Annotated in this window: 16 protein-coding genes and 2 riboswitches; of the genes, 10 read left to right on the forward strand and 6 right to left on the reverse strand. The window is 62.7% G+C overall.

Going from position 1 to position 13,607, the window contains the following annotated elements:
* Positions 1 to 11 precede the first annotated feature (11 nt).
* Positions 12 to 638 carry an FMN-binding negative transcriptional regulator gene (locus AB2B41_RS10455; protein ID WP_367877728.1) on the reverse strand — a complete coding sequence of 209 codons (627 nt, stop codon included), beginning with the start codon at positions 636 to 638 and terminating at the stop codon, positions 12 to 14.
* 63 nt (positions 639 to 701) lie between these two features.
* A riboswitch (FMN riboswitch) is annotated at positions 702 to 853 on the forward strand.
* An 81-nt stretch (positions 854 to 934) separates the two neighbouring features.
* On the opposite strand from AB2B41_RS10455, the gene AB2B41_RS10460 reads away from it, so the two are divergent.
* The 3 genes from AB2B41_RS10460 (at position 935) to AB2B41_RS10470 (ending at position 2,638) form a co-directional block, all read left to right on the forward strand.
* A complete protein-coding gene (locus tag AB2B41_RS10460) occupies positions 935 to 1,372 on the forward strand; it encodes a 6,7-dimethyl-8-ribityllumazine synthase (RefSeq protein ID WP_367877729.1) in 438 nt (145 codons plus the stop codon).
* 178 nt (positions 1,373 to 1,550) lie between these two features.
* Positions 1,551 to 2,477: an IS1595 family transposase gene (locus AB2B41_RS10465; RefSeq protein WP_367877730.1), complete on the forward strand. Its 927-nt coding sequence runs from the start codon at positions 1,551 to 1,553 to the stop codon at positions 2,475 to 2,477.
* Positions 2,474 to 2,638 (forward strand): hypothetical protein, encoded by a 165-nt coding sequence (locus AB2B41_RS10470; RefSeq protein WP_367877731.1) that lies wholly within the window; start codon positions 2,474 to 2,476, stop codon positions 2,636 to 2,638. The genes AB2B41_RS10465 and AB2B41_RS10470 overlap by 4 nt, the downstream gene beginning before the upstream one ends.
* A gap of 153 nt (positions 2,639 to 2,791) precedes the next feature.
* On the opposite strand, the gene AB2B41_RS10475 is transcribed toward AB2B41_RS10470, so the two are convergent.
* The 4 genes from AB2B41_RS10475 to thiB all read right to left on the reverse strand — a co-directional run bounded on the left by AB2B41_RS10475 (position 2,792) and on the right by thiB (position 6,705).
* Positions 2,792 to 3,448: a hypothetical protein gene (locus AB2B41_RS10475; protein ID WP_367877732.1), complete on the reverse strand. Its 657-nt coding sequence runs from the start codon at positions 3,446 to 3,448 to the stop codon at positions 2,792 to 2,794.
* A gap of 65 nt (positions 3,449 to 3,513) precedes the next feature.
* Entirely contained in the window at positions 3,514 to 4,206 is a 693-nt protein-coding gene (locus AB2B41_RS10480) for a thiamine ABC transporter ATP-binding protein (RefSeq protein ID WP_367877733.1), read from the reverse strand.
* Positions 4,193 to 5,749 carry a thiamine/thiamine pyrophosphate ABC transporter permease ThiP gene (locus AB2B41_RS10485; protein WP_367877734.1) on the reverse strand — a complete coding sequence of 519 codons (1,557 nt, stop codon included), beginning with the start codon at positions 5,747 to 5,749 and terminating at the stop codon, positions 4,193 to 4,195. Before AB2B41_RS10485 ends, AB2B41_RS10480 begins: the two co-directional genes overlap by 14 nt.
* Positions 5,725 to 6,705 carry a thiamine ABC transporter substrate binding subunit gene (thiB, locus tag AB2B41_RS10490; protein WP_367877735.1) on the reverse strand — a complete coding sequence of 327 codons (981 nt, stop codon included), beginning with the start codon at positions 6,703 to 6,705 and terminating at the stop codon, positions 5,725 to 5,727. The genes AB2B41_RS10485 and thiB overlap by 25 nt, the downstream gene beginning before the upstream one ends.
* 34 nt (positions 6,706 to 6,739) lie before the next feature.
* Positions 6,740 to 6,840, reverse strand: a riboswitch (TPP riboswitch).
* 120 nt (positions 6,841 to 6,960) lie between these two features.
* Between thiB and AB2B41_RS10495 the strand changes: the two genes are divergently transcribed.
* Positions 6,961 to 7,716 (forward strand): class I SAM-dependent methyltransferase, encoded by a 756-nt coding sequence (locus AB2B41_RS10495; RefSeq protein ID WP_367877736.1) that lies wholly within the window; start codon positions 6,961 to 6,963, stop codon positions 7,714 to 7,716.
* 197 nt (positions 7,717 to 7,913) lie between these two features.
* Here AB2B41_RS10495 and AB2B41_RS10500 read toward each other — a convergent pair whose 3' ends face one another.
* Positions 7,914 to 8,354 (reverse strand): GrpB family protein, encoded by a 441-nt coding sequence (locus AB2B41_RS10500; protein WP_367877737.1) that lies wholly within the window; start codon positions 8,352 to 8,354, stop codon positions 7,914 to 7,916.
* Between the two features lie 85 nt (positions 8,355 to 8,439).
* Between AB2B41_RS10500 and aroC the strand changes: the two genes are divergently transcribed.
* From aroC to AB2B41_RS10530, 6 genes are all read left to right on the forward strand, one after another.
* Positions 8,440 to 9,552: a chorismate synthase gene (gene aroC / locus AB2B41_RS10505; RefSeq protein ID WP_367877738.1), complete on the forward strand. Its 1,113-nt coding sequence runs from the start codon at positions 8,440 to 8,442 to the stop codon at positions 9,550 to 9,552.
* Positions 9,553 to 9,565: 13 nt separating this feature from the next.
* On the forward strand, positions 9,566 to 10,501 hold the full coding sequence (locus AB2B41_RS10510) for a DMT family transporter (protein ID WP_367877739.1): 936 nt from the start codon (positions 9,566 to 9,568) through the stop codon (positions 10,499 to 10,501).
* A 24-nt stretch (positions 10,502 to 10,525) separates the two neighbouring features.
* Positions 10,526 to 11,128 (forward strand): cob(I)yrinic acid a,c-diamide adenosyltransferase, encoded by a 603-nt coding sequence (cobO, locus tag AB2B41_RS10515; RefSeq protein WP_367877740.1) that lies wholly within the window; start codon positions 10,526 to 10,528, stop codon positions 11,126 to 11,128.
* Positions 11,128 to 11,895: an SDR family NAD(P)-dependent oxidoreductase gene (locus AB2B41_RS10520; RefSeq protein ID WP_367877741.1), complete on the forward strand. Its 768-nt coding sequence runs from the start codon at positions 11,128 to 11,130 to the stop codon at positions 11,893 to 11,895. The genes cobO and AB2B41_RS10520 overlap by 1 nt, the downstream gene beginning before the upstream one ends.
* Positions 11,896 to 12,036: 141 nt before the next feature.
* Positions 12,037 to 12,240: a hypothetical protein gene (locus AB2B41_RS10525; RefSeq protein WP_367877742.1), complete on the forward strand. Its 204-nt coding sequence runs from the start codon at positions 12,037 to 12,039 to the stop codon at positions 12,238 to 12,240.
* Between the two features lie 17 nt (positions 12,241 to 12,257).
* The gene (locus AB2B41_RS10530; protein ID WP_367877743.1) at positions 12,258 to 13,496 is read left to right on the forward strand and encodes a hypothetical protein; all 1,239 of its coding nucleotides are present in this window, start codon (positions 12,258 to 12,260) and stop codon (positions 13,494 to 13,496) included.
* The last annotated feature ends 111 nt before the right edge of the window (positions 13,497 to 13,607 follow it).

Raw genomic sequence — 13,607 nt, forward strand, 5'->3', positions numbered from 1 at the left:
AGCGACTTGGATCAGTCCCGGGGGGTCACGCCCTGCATCAAGGCCGCAAGGATGTGTGCCTCGCTGCCGAAACCATGAGCGCGTGCGTGATCCGCAGCGCTTTCCCGCACCGCGTCCGGTTTGTTCTGGGACAGCTTCCATGTCCCGTCGACACCGGTAACGTTCATCCGGCAGGGGACGATCATCCGCATCATCCGCTCCATCACCCCCTCGGACATCTTGGCCGTTTTCCAGGGTGTCTTGGGCAGCAACCGCTCTTCATAATGGCCCGACTGCCGGTCCAGCAGATCGTGCAACTGCTCTTGCGGCAACAGTTCCAGTGTGCCGGTCAGATGCACGGCGATATAGTTCCACGTGGGCACCTGATCCTCCATCCCGTACCAGTCAGGCGAAATATAGCTGTCGGGTCCCGTCACAGCGATCTTTGCCGGTTTCGGCGCATCGAGCGCGCGCACGATGGGATTGGAGCGCACGAGGTGTAATTCCGCCGTGGCACCATCCTCGCTGAGCAGGAAAGGCACGTGGCTCAGCATCGGGGCCTCCGCCCCGTTGACGGCCAGCACGCCGAAACCCCGCTCGCGCGCGAAGTCGAGGTTCCGGGCGGCATCCGCGTCGTGGTAAATCGGGTTGGGGTGCATGTCGGGGGCCTTCCTGTGACCAAGCGTCTGACTTGCACAGACCACAAAGCTGCGGCAGGCTGCAAGCATTCTCAGGGCGGGGCGGAATTCCCCACCGGCGGTAGGGGGCCAACCGCGCCCCGAGCCCGCGAGCGGCCTTGGCAGATGCCGGGGTGACAGCAGACCCGGTCAAAGTCCGGGGCCGACGGTCACAGTCCGGATGGAAGAGAATGCGGTTGTAAGGGGCCGCCGCGCGCGGACCCTGCACAATTGTGATCGCCTTGGGTGAAGACGTGTCTGACACAAGGAGATCGACAATGACACAGAACACCCGTTTCGCCTTCATCAAGGCCCAGTGGCACGCCGATATCGTGGACCGCGCCCTTGATGGGTTCCTGGAAACAATCCCCGTCGCACAGGTTGACGTTTACGACGTCCCCGGAGCCTTCGAACTGCCGCTCATGGCGCAGAAACTCGCACAATCAGGCCGTTACGCCGCCATCGCCTGCGCCGCCTTCGTGGTAGACGGCGGCATCTACCGGCATGATTTCGTGGCCAGCGCGGTGGTCGATGGGCTGATGCGCTTGGGGCTCGACACCGGTGTGCCGGTGCTCTCGGTCTCGCTGACCCCGCACCAGTATCAGGAGACCGCGCATCACAACGCGATCTACCGGGAGCATTTCGTGCTGAAGGGCCGCGAAGCGGCTGTAGCAGCGCTGAAGATCGCGGACACAAGCGCAGCACTGGCCGCCTGACCCCGATTTCTTCAAAGAAATCGGCCCTGAGTTTTCGAAAACTCCGGCGCTCCCAGCTGCTTTGCCTGCGCTCGCCCCCGTTTCCTTCAAAGGAAACGGACCGAAGTCTTCAAAGGGCGTTATTATACTTGACGTACCCACTCTAGATTCCTATATTGGAGTCAAGGAGATACACGTCATGTCGATACTTAGCCGCAAAGAATTCCACGATGAGCAAGCTGCCTACGATTATGTAGAGGCGCGCGTGTGGCCCCATGGTGCGACTTGCCCCAAGTGCGGCGAGCGTGAACGTGTATCCAAGATGGGCGGCAAGTCCACTCGCATAGGCGCGTACAAGTGCTATAAGTGCCGCAAGCCCTTCACTGTGAAGGTAGGCACCATCTTTGAAAGCAGCCATGTTCCCATGAACATCTGGCTGCAAGCGATCTACCTTATGTGCGCCAGCAAAAAGGGCATCAGCAGCAACCAATTGCACCGCACCTTGGGCGTCACTCTGAAAACCGCGTGGTTCATGTCGCACCGTATCCGTGAGGCAATGCGTTCCGGCGATCTGGCCCCTATGGGTGGCGGCGGCGGCATTGTCGAAGCCGACGAGACCTTTATCGGCCATGATCCCGACGCGCCCAAGCGCAAGGAGAAGCAGCGCGGCTGGGCGCACAAGATGAAGGTTCTGAGCCTTGTCGAGCGCGATACCGGGAAAGCCCGCTCCTTTGTCGTGGATAAGGTCAACAGCGCATACATCCTGCCGATTGTCCGGGCCAACGTTTCCAAAGAGGCCAACATGATGACCGACGAGGGCAACTGGTATCGCCCTCTCGGCAAGGAGTTCGCTTCGCACCAGAGCGTCGAACATGGCAAGGGTGAGTACGGTCGTGGTGAAGCCCACACCAACACCATCGAAGGCTATTTCTCCATCTTCAAGCGCGGCATGAGAGGCACCTATCAGCATTGCGCCAAGCGTCACCTGCACCGCTACCTTGCCGAGTTTGACTTCCGATATTCCAACCGTCAGGCTAAAGGCCCCAACGATACCGAACGCGCAGACATTGCACTGACCGGGATCGTTGGGAAGCGGCTCACCTATGAAACGGCTCGTGTGCAATGACGAAAAAGCCAAAGAAGGAAAGCCAAGCGGAGCAGTCGGAGCGGTTCGCAAAGACCGTGCAAGATATGATCGACGCTGGCGAACTAAACCCCACAGAGGCCGATAAGGCGATGGAGCGGGTGATAAAAAAGATCAAAACGGATTCGGGCCAACGTGAATAGCTTGTGTTCTGCCGACGTTGACGGTTTTGCCTTTGTCACCGATGTCTTGAGTGACATGCCCATGTGCTAACTCGATAAAATGCGGCAAGCGAGAAAATGCGACTTTTACCGGGTCGGGCAAGGAAAGAAACACGTCGTCGTTACTTGCCCCTCTCAGCATTTTTCGAGCAATGGCGCGCGAATAGTAAGCGCAAAAATCTGCAAGTTGTATCGCGCAGCAACTGTCTTTCTCGATAAATGTGATCGACAGAAATGTGCTTTTCCTACCTTCGCCCTGCCGAGCGCGTTCAAAGATTTTTTTGAGCCAGAATTGTTGGTGTTGCCTGCCTCGACAAAGAAGTGTGTAGGCTTTTCCCCGCGCGGCAAGTAAGTACATTGATCATTTGAAAACGCGCCAGTGAGCGCCCCAAAAGCCATTCCTAAAGGCGAATAATTGTGGGAACTCCTGCCCACTTTCCTGAGCGACGCATGGAGTTTTCTTTCAACGCTTTTAGAGACTCCGATAAGGCTTGATGCGTGCGCCGCATCAAAGAAATCAACCGCGAAGTCCTCTTTCTTATGCCGCGACCAGCCTTCAAATGAACTGCTGGTGTCTTTAAAATCTTTCGCATGGAACACCGGCACGGAGTAACGATTAAGCATTTGCTGCGCGCTCACTTCGAACGCGTCCCACTGCTCTGCGGTGCCAAAGTAACCGGCGAGCGTAACGACGCCAGTCCCAGGGGGGTCGTAACTGTCATCTAAGTAGCACTGAAACACACAGATTTTCTTAGCCCCACGAAAAGGAACGCGTGCAAACACACTATTCACAGCCTACCCTCCTGCGACCGGGTACGGCAAGTATAATATCGCCCTTCAAAGACTTCGCAGCGTTCTCATCCCAGGTACGCCTTCAACTCCGGCGGCGGATTGTCCATCAATTCCGCCGCCGGTTGCGGGGCCTCGGCCCGGCCGGACCCGACAAATATCACTTCATCCGCGATCCGCCGCACATCGTCCGGTGCATGGGTCACCATGATCAACCCCGCGCCGGTCTCGCTCACCAGTTCACGCACCAATTCCAGCATCTCGTTCCTGAGCGCGGGGCCCAGCGCCGCGAAGGGTTCGTCGAGCAGCACCCAGGGCCGCGCCTGCACCAGCACACGGGCCAGCGCCGCGCGGCTTTGCTGGCCGCCCGAAAGCGTGCCGGGCTTCTTCGCCATCTGATCCGCCAGCCCCACCCGCTCCAGTGCCTCCCTTACACGCGCCTTCTGTGCCGGATCGAGCCGCATGTCCGGACGCAGGCCAAGCCCGACGTTCTGCAACACCTTCAGGTGCGGAAAGAGGTTGTTGTCCTGAAACAGCATCGTCATGGGCCGCGCGCCGGGATCGGCCCCTGTCAAATCCTGCCCGTTCCAGACGATCCGCCCAGCCGCCAAAGGCACAAAGCCACAGAGCGCCCCTAGCAAAGTCGATTTCCCCGCCCCGGACGGCCCGATGACCGCGTATTTTCGCCCCTGCTCCAGCGTCATGTCGGCGCGCAGCGTAAACGCACCCTGCACGATCTCCAGCCCTTCAAGCCTCAGCATGCCAGCGCCCTCCCCTGTCGCAAAGCCAGAAGATGCCCAGCGCCATGACAAGCAGGATCAGCGCCGCGCCCGCCGCCGCTTCCATCCGGTAGGCCCCCATGAGCCGGTACATTTGCAAGGGCAGCGTCGCCCGCTCCTGATCGGCGAAAAGCGCGATCACGCCCAGATCGCCCACCGACAGCGCCCCCGTCAGCCCGGCGGCAAAGCCGATGTGCGGCGCGAGGCGCGGAAGGATTACCCAGCGCCAGAGCGGCCAGCCGCGCAGGCCCAGTGTCGCGCTCAGCCGCCCGTAGTCCTGCACCGTATCCCGCAGGCGCGGCACGAGGATACGCACAGCGAAAGGCAGCGCCATCAGCGCGTTCACAAGGGCCGTGACCGGCAAAGCAAGGCTTGCGGGGTTCATCACCGGATTGATCAGGATGAACCAGCCTGTGCCGATCATCAGGGGCGAGGCGGAAAGACCCAACAGACCGATCGCCTCGACACCGCCCGCGCGCCGCGTTGCGATCCAGCCCGCCATAGGCAGGGCGAGCGCCAGAAGGACAATCACGCTGACCACCGCGACGTAGAGGGACATCGCGGCCGCCACCCAAACGGATGCCGGAACGACGAAAAGCCCCGCCAGCCCGCGCAGCACCACGGCAAGAAGCGGCAACAAGAGAAACATCGCGGCAAGCGCGATCACAACCGCATCCCCAAGGCGCTGTCCCCCGCCCCGCGCGTCCCAGCGCCGCAAGGGCCCGTCCTGCCCGCCCCCAAGCGAGATCGCGGGGATGATCGACAGCGCCAGAACCGCCGCCGCACCGGCCAGAACCAGTTGCGTCACCGACAAGAGCGCCGCGCGGCCTAAATCGAAATCGAAACGGAAGGCCTGGTAGATCGCCAGTTCCACCGTCGTCGCACGCGGCCCGCCACCGAGTGTCAGCGCCACGGCGAAACTCGTCAGGCAAATGACAAAGATCAGCGCCGCCACCCCCGGCACCACCTGCTTCAGGAGCGGCCATTCCAGCGCCCGGAACACCGCCCAGGGCGTCAGCCGCAGTTGCGCCGCAAGGCGGAAGCGTTCGGCGGGCAGGCTCTGCCAGCCCTGCAGGATCAGCCGTGTCGCCAGCGGCAGGTTGAAGAACACATGGGCCAGAACGACACCGTGCAAGCCGTAGATGGAGACGGGGGGCAGGCCGACATACTCAAACAGCACGTTGAGCCAGCCGCCCCGCCCGAAAACCGTCAGCAACCCCAGCACCGCCACGATCACCGGCAGGATGAAAGGCGCGCCCAGCAGCGTCACCAGCACCGCGCGCCCGAAAAACCGGCGCCGCGCCAGCGCGCGGGCCACGGGGATCGCCAGAACCACCGAAAAAACCGCCGACAGGAACGCCTGCCAGACCGTGAACCGGATCGCCGCCCAGTCCGACGGTAGGAACCCCGCGCCCAGTTCCGCGCGCGACATCACGGCCAGCAATGCCGCAAGGATCAGCGCGACGACAAGTGCCGCCGCACCGACCCCTGATCTGGTGCTTACTGGGACAACGCGCCAAGCCACTCGGCCAGGGCCTCATCCCGGATCGCCGGCGCCTCGTCAGCGGGGATAAGCCGCGCGTTCTCGGGCTTGACCAGCGCCTCGAAGCCCTTGGGCAAACCGCCAGACGGCATCACCGCCGGGTACATCCAGTTGGTCGTTGGCAGGATCGACTGCGCGGCATCCGACACCATGAAGCGCATGAAATCCGCCGCTAGCTCCGGCTGGTCGGAACCCGCCAGACGCCCGACCACCTCGATCTGCATGTAGTGTCCTTCGTCGAAGACCGCCGCCGCCTTGGTCTCGTCCTCTTCGGCGATGATGTGATAGGCGGGCGAGGTGGTATAGCTCAGCACCATGTCCGCCTCACCCTCAAGGAACAGCCCATAAGCCTCCGACCAGCCCTTGGTCACGGTCACCACGTTATCGGCCAGCCCCTCCCAGATCGCGGGCGCCTCGTCGCCGTAAGCATCCTTGACCCACATCAGCAGGCCGAGACCGGGCGTAGAGGAACGCGGGTCCTGAATGACGATCTTCACATCGCTCTCCCCCAGCGCCCGGAAATTCGCGGGCGGCGTGAGGTAGGTGTTATGGACAAAAGCGAAATACCCCCAATCATAGGGGGCAAAAGTGCTGTCGGTCCATTCGATGGGCAGCGCATAGTCCGCGCTCACCTCTGTCTCGGAAAAAAGCCCCGTCTCCTTGGCCGCCGCAATCAGGCCGGTGTCGAGCCCCAGCACCAGGTCAGCCTCCGACCGCGCGCCTTCCAGCTTTAGCCGCGCCAGCAGCGCGGCACCATCGCCGTTACCGACGAATTTCAGGTCGCAGCCGCAGGTCTCCTCGAACGCCGCCTCGATCTGCGGTCCCGGCCCCCAGTCAGAGACAAAGCTGTCATAGGTATAGACGACGAGTTCAGGTGTATCGGCCACGGCTGCGGTCGCGGCGAGTGTTGTGGTAGCAGCAAGTGCAAGAGCCTTCATGGCATCCTCCAAATTGCGGCGTTGAGAAGCATTGGATGGATGTCCAGACCTTCCCTCCGCCGGTGTTAACCGGTTCAGGTTCAACGGGTCAGCTTGCGCAATCTCAGCTCCTGTGGAGCCCCCCGAGGTACCGCAAGAGATAGGCCGCCAAGCGGAGGAAGGCAAGGCAAAGCCGGATTGCCGCCTGAGACAGCGGGCTGTTACTCTGGCGCAAAGGTACGATGGGGGAGTAAGACGATTGTGGGCAAGGATCATGTGGCAATCAATCGGGACGTCTGGGACGCGGACGCCGGAAACTGGACCGAAATGGGCGAGCGTCATTGGCGATTGACCACCCCGATCTGGGGTAACTGGGGCGCGCCGGAGGCGGAGCTTCACCTGTTGCCGGAGGACATGTCAGGCATGGACGCCGTTGAGCTGGGCTGCGGCACGGGCTACGTCGCCGCCTGGATGTGGAGGCGCGGGGCGAAGGTGACGGCCATAGACGTCTCGCCGAACCAGCTGGCCACCGCGCACCGGCTGGCGGCGGAACACGGGGCCGACATCAGCTTTATCGAGGGCAACGCCGAGGCGACGGGCCTGCCCGACGCCTCCTTCGACTTCGCGATCTCTGAATACGGCGCGGCCATCTGGTGCCCACCGGAGGTCTGGCTGGCCGAGGCCTGGCGGCTCTTGCGCCCCGGTGGGTGTCTGGTGTTCCTCGGAAATCATCCTCTCGCGATCATCTGCACGCCGGAAAGCGGCGCGGACTGCGAAAAGGTGCTGCATAGGCCCTACCGGGGCTTCCGGGGCGCGGACTGGACGCAAGTAGAGATCGACCCGAGCGGCATATGCTTCAACCTCACCATATCGGGCTGGTTCGCGCTCTTCTCCGAGATCGGGTTCACCGTCGAGAACTACCAGGAAATCTACGCCCCCGCAGATGCGGTAGGCTCCCGTGGCGGTGTCCCGGCGGCATGGGCGAGGGACTATCCGTTCGAACAGGTGTGGCACCTGGCCAAACCGACCTGAAGATCGCACGCCCCTAAATCTTCCTGTCAGGCTGCCGCCTCTGGCGGTATCCACCCGCTTTGGCTTGCCCAGCTCTCTGCGCAGACGCCCAGCAGCTTCACAAACGGGTCCTTCAGCGCGAGATACCCTCCGGTTCCGCCCGGATCAGACGTTTCCGAGGCGACCTGCGCGGCTGCGCACTTGAACCCGGCGTAAAGCTACCGCGCCATCTCGGAATGGCGCAGGTAGTCGCGCATCAACAGCGCAAACCGGTAGTTGGGCGCACCCATCTGGCGCACATGCACATGCGCCAGCCGCCGGTTGTCCCGTTCGAGCCGCGCATATTTCTTCCTCCAGCCACCGTATCCGGCCCTTTCATCGGGGAAAGGATCATCCCGGTCGATCTCGGGGGCCGGCGCAAAGCCCCTTCCCGACAAACGCGACAGATCGAAAGCATCAAGGTCCGGCACACCGACCTGTATGTCGATGATGGGCTTGGCCGAAAGGCCCCTCACGGCGGTGGAACCAATATGATGGATGCACCCCCGCGACAGCCCGGTCAGCGCCACGATATCCCCCCGGAGGGCCTCGAAGAGGTCTGGCCAGGCTGGATCGTACGGAACCAGGACGTAAAGCATACCCTGCTCTACGCGCCTCATCTCTCTCGGTCCAGCGGCCCCTCAGATGCAAAACGCCTTGAGGCTCTTTTCCGGGAGGGCTAAGGCAGGGGAAAGGAGCGCACCAATGTCCCTCAATACCTTCGGCCATCTCTTCCGCGTCACCACCTGGGGGGAAAGCCATGGTCCCGCCCTGGGTGCCACGGTCGACGGCTGCCCGCCGGGCGTGCCGATCAGCGAGGAGATGATCCAGCACTGGCTGGACAAACGCAAACCGGGGCAGAACAAATACACCACCCAGCGGCGCGAGCCCGATCAGGTGAAAATCCTCTCGGGCACCTTTGAGGGTGTGACCACCGGCACACCCGTGCAACTGATGATCGAGAACACCGATCAGCGGTCGAAGGACTACGGCGACATCAAGGACAAGTTCCGCCCGGGCCACGCCGACATCACCTATTTCCAGAAATACGGCATCCGCGATTATCGCGGCGGCGGCCGGTCCTCTGCCCGTGAAACAGCGGCACGGGTGGCGGCGGGCGGCCTCGCGCGCGAGGCGATCAAGGCGATTGCCCCGGACGTGCAGATCACCGGCTACATGGTACAGATGGGCCCCCATAAGATCGACCGCGATGCCTTCGATTGGGACCAGATCGAACAGAACCCCTTCTGGGTGCCCGATGCCAAGGCGGCCACGGAATGGGCCGACTACCTCGACGGGCTGCGCAAGTCCGGCTCCTCCGTCGGTGCCATCATCGAGGTGACGGCCAAGGGCGTGCCCGCCGGCCTCGGCGCACCGGTCTACGGCAAGCTCGACACCGATCTGGCCGCCGCGATGATGTCGATCAACGCGGTCAAGGGTGTCGAGATCGGCGAAGGCATGTCGGCGGCGATGCTGACCGGCGAACTCAATGCCGACGAGATCTACATGGGCAACGACGGCCAGCCGCGCTTTTCCTCGAACCACGCGGGCGGCATCCTCGGCGGGATCAGCACCGGGCAGGACATCGTCGTGCGTTTTGCCGTGAAACCCACCTCAAGCATCCTTACCACCCGCAAGACCATCACCAAGACCGGTGAGGAAACCGAGATCATCACCAAGGGCCGCCATGACCCCTGCGTCGGCATCCGCGCCGTGCCCGTGGGCGAGGCGATGATGGCCTGCGTGATCCTCGACCACCTGCTTCTGCACCGTGGCCAGATCGGGGAGAACCGGGGAAAGATCGGCCCACAGGCATGAGCGCAACCCGCAGATGAAAGTCGAGGATTTCTCCTCCCGCCCCGCGCTTGGCGTCGCGCTCAAGGTCTGCGCGATCCTGCTTTTCACCTGCATGTCAGCGATCATCAAGGCCACCGCCGATGAAGTGCCGCCGGGACAGGCGGTGTTCTTCCGCTCCTTCTTTGCCATCCCCATCATCCTGCTCTGGCTTGCCCAGCGCGGACAGTTGAGTATCGGGCTCAAACCCAAAAACCCCATGGCCCACGTCTGGCGCGGGGCCATCGGCACAACGGCCATGGGCCTGACCTTCGCGGGCCTCGGTCTGCTCCCGCTGCCCGAAGTGACGGCGATCGGCTTTGCCACGCCCATCTTCACAGTGCTCCTCGCCGCCTTCATGCTGGGCGAGCGCATCCGCATCTTCCGCATCAGCGCCGTCGCGATTGGCCTGATCGGGGTGCTGATCATCCTCTGGCCGCGCTTCGGCGGCGCCGATCTGGACCGTATGGCCACCATTGGTGCCTTGCTGATCCTCGGCGCAACCCTGCTGCGCAGCCTCGTGCAAATCCACCTGCGCCAGATGGTACAGACCGAGCATACCGCCGCCATCGTCTTCTATTTCTCGCTGACCGCCTCCATCCTGTCGCTGATGACCTTCCCTTTTGGCTGGGTCGTCCCCACCGGAAGCACGCTGGCGCTGCTGATCACCGCAGGCCTGGTGGGCGGGGTCGCGCAAATCCTGGTGACGTCCTCCTACCGCTTCGGCGCGGTCTCGATGCTGGCCCCCTACGATTACACCTCGATGCTCTTCGCGATCATCCTGGGCTATTTCATCTTCGACGAACTCCCCACCGCGATGATGCTGGCCGGTTCCGGTCTGGTCATTGCTGCAGGCGCGCTGGTAATCTGGCGCGAACGCCAGCTTGGGCTCGAGCGGGGCAAGGTCCGCGCCGTGAGCGTGCCGAAGTCCTGACCGCCCCACCAAAGGAGACGCCCCATGTCCGAAGACACGCAAAGCCACAAGGAAAAGATGCAGGAGCGTCAGGCCCAGCAGCGCAAGAAGGTGGCCGAGCTCAAGGACCCCGACAAGGGTCTCGTGCTTGTGCATACCGGTGCGGGCAAGGGCAAGTCCTCCTCCGCCTTCGGCGTCGCGGTCCGGGCGCTGGGCTGGAAGCAGAAGGTCGGCGTGGTACAGTTCATCAAGGGCAAGTGGAAGACCGGCGAACGCCAGTTCTTTGACCGGCTGGGCGAGGTCACGTGGCATACCATGGGCGAAGGTTTCACATGGGACACGCAGGACCGTGACCGCGACATTGCCGCCGCACAGGCCGCCTTCGGCAAGGCACGCGAGATGATGGAAAGCGGTGACTATGACCTGATCGTGCTGGACGAGATCAACATCGCCATGCGCTACGACTACCTTTCGGTCGACGAGGTGATCGCGGGGCTCGATACCCGCGACAAACGCACCGGCGTCGTTCTGACCGGCCGCGATGCCAAGCCCGAGCTTTGCGCCTACGCCGATCTGGTCACCGAAATGACCGAGGTCAAACACCCATTCAAGGCAGGCATCAAGGCACAGCGCGGAGTGGACTACTGATGAGCGGAACGGAACAGAAGGTCGCTCTGGTCACCGGTGCCGCCCGTGGCATCGGCCTTGCCACCGCGCAACTGATGGCCGAGGACGGCTGGCGCATCGCCCTGCTGGACCGCGACGAACCGGCACTGAAAGAAGCGGCGGCAAACTTCAAGGGCGAGGCGATCAGCCTCCTGCACGATGTCTCCGACCCACAGGCCGCCCCGCAGGCGATCCGCGAAACGCTCAATGCCTTTGGCCGCATCGACGCGCTCGTGAACAACGCAGGCGTCGCGGATTTCGGACCCATCGAGGAAACCGACTTCACCCGCTGGCGGACGGTCATGGAGACAAACCTCGACGGCGTCTTCCTGATGAGCCAAGCCGCGATCCCCGCCCTGAAGGAAACCAAGGGCGCCATCGTCAACATCGCCTCCATCTCCGGCCTGCGCGCCTCGACCCTGCGCGTGGCTTATGGCACGTCCAAGGCCGCCGTGATCCAGCTCACGCGACAGCAGGCCGCCGAACTGGGCGAATACGGCATCCGCGCCAACGCCGTCTGTCCCGGCCCCGTGCGCACCAAGCTGGCGATGGCAGTTCACACCCAGGACATCATCGACGCCTACCACGACGCGATCCCGCTCAACCGCTACGGATCGGAGAGGGAGATCGGCGAGGTCGTGGCCTTCCTCTGCGGCCCGAAGGCCAGCTATGTCACGGGCCAGATCATCGCCGCCGACGGCGGGTTCGAGAGCACGGGTGTCGGCCTGCCGGCACTGCGCGCCACCTAGGCGCGCGGTCCCTCGGCCATCCCTTTGCAGCGGCGCAAAATGACGTAACTCGCTGTTACGTAAAGAAATGTATACTTGAGGTTGAATTCGTGCCATAGTGGCAGTGTTGCCGCCATTGTCACGCTTTCCATCGGATGTAACATGACCCCGCGCGCCCTGCTTATCGTTGCACTGCTTTTCACCCTGCTTCCGGCTGGCCAAAGGCTTGCCGCGCAGGAGGCACCGCCCGGGTCCTGCATGCTGCCCTCGGGCGAATGGTGCTGGCCCATCGCGCCGCTGACCTACGGCGATCCCTGCGAATGCCCCAAGCCGGACGGCACTTTCGAACAGGGCGTCGTGCAATGACCTGAAGGAGCCGCGCCATGGCCCAGCCCGACAGTCTCGACAAGCTTGTTACCGAAGCGGGATACCTGCGCGATCACCTGCTCCGGGTCGAGGGGCAGGACAGCACGGCGCTTGGCATCGCACTCCAGCCCTTCGAGCGCGCGAACGGCGACGCTGAACCGACAGAAGAGCAGATCACCGCGCTGGCCACCGCCTTTCAGGACGCCCACGACAAGGCACTGAACGCCGTCGACGGCTATACGCTGAACGAGGTGCTCAAGGGCCGCTCGCCACACAGCTACCGCACTTCGGTCTTCGGCAGTTTCATCCTGACCACGCTCGGCGTGTTGCTGGTGGTGACCGCCTTCTACTTCTCCAACTGGGCCAGCCGCGCGACCTTTGCCATCAGCGAGGCCGAGGACTTCGTCGAATTCGATCACTTCAACAGCATCATGAAGCTGGTCGAGCTGGAAAGCTATTTCGAGGAGATCGGCGAGCAGGCGGTGAATTCGGACATGGAACCGCAGCTTGTCTATCTGGAAGGTCTGACCAGCCTCAAGGCCCACTACCATCAGGAGGCGCTGCTGCCCGCCAAGATGAGCCAGCTCATCGAGGAGGTGAACCCGCTTCGTCAGCGTATGAAACGCTGGCGTGTCGATTATTGCCGGACCACGGACAAATCCACCCTGCCCGTGCTGATGCGCCTGATTGGCCCCACCTTCAACTGCCCCAGCGGCCCCGCGCAGTTTACCACATCCCAGACCACACGCGGCATCACACCCGAGCCGGAAACCCGCGCCTTCCGCGTGCGCATCGACGAGATCAACAAACTCCAGCGCGACACGATGAAGATCGCCGGGCGCAGGCCGCTCAACGAATACATCAGCAGCTACTACAAGGTGCAAAGCCAGAAGCAGACGCTGCACGAATGGCTCAACGTCGTCTACCTCTGGGCGCTGCCCATCGTCTACGGCGCGCTTGGCTCCATCGTCTATTGCATGTGGCGGGTGCTGAACCCGAACCTCGCTGCCGTCGGCGCGCTATACGCGATCATGCGGACCGCCTTCGCCGGGCTTGCCGCGCTCACGCTGTCGATGCTGCTGGTCCCGTCGAACATCCTGACAGCCGGCGTCGATCTGAACCGGCCCATCGTCTATCTGCTGTCCTTCATCTTCGGCTATTCGATCGAGGCCTTCGTCAGCACCCTGAACATGCTCAATACCTACCTGTCGCAAAGCCTGACGCCGAAGCCCCGCAAACCGGCGGGCGGACAATAGCCGACAGACCCCCTCGCGGAATGCGAGAATCGTGTTAGCCTGATCTTCTTCAAGGGAGGAAGACCATACACTACAAACACCTTTTCGCCGCCGCGCTTGCCTTGGGTTTCG

The organism is Sulfitobacter sediminis (assembly GCF_040811725.1).
In the GTDB taxonomy this organism is placed as follows: Bacteria; Pseudomonadota; Alphaproteobacteria; order Rhodobacterales; family Rhodobacteraceae; genus Sulfitobacter; species Sulfitobacter sediminis.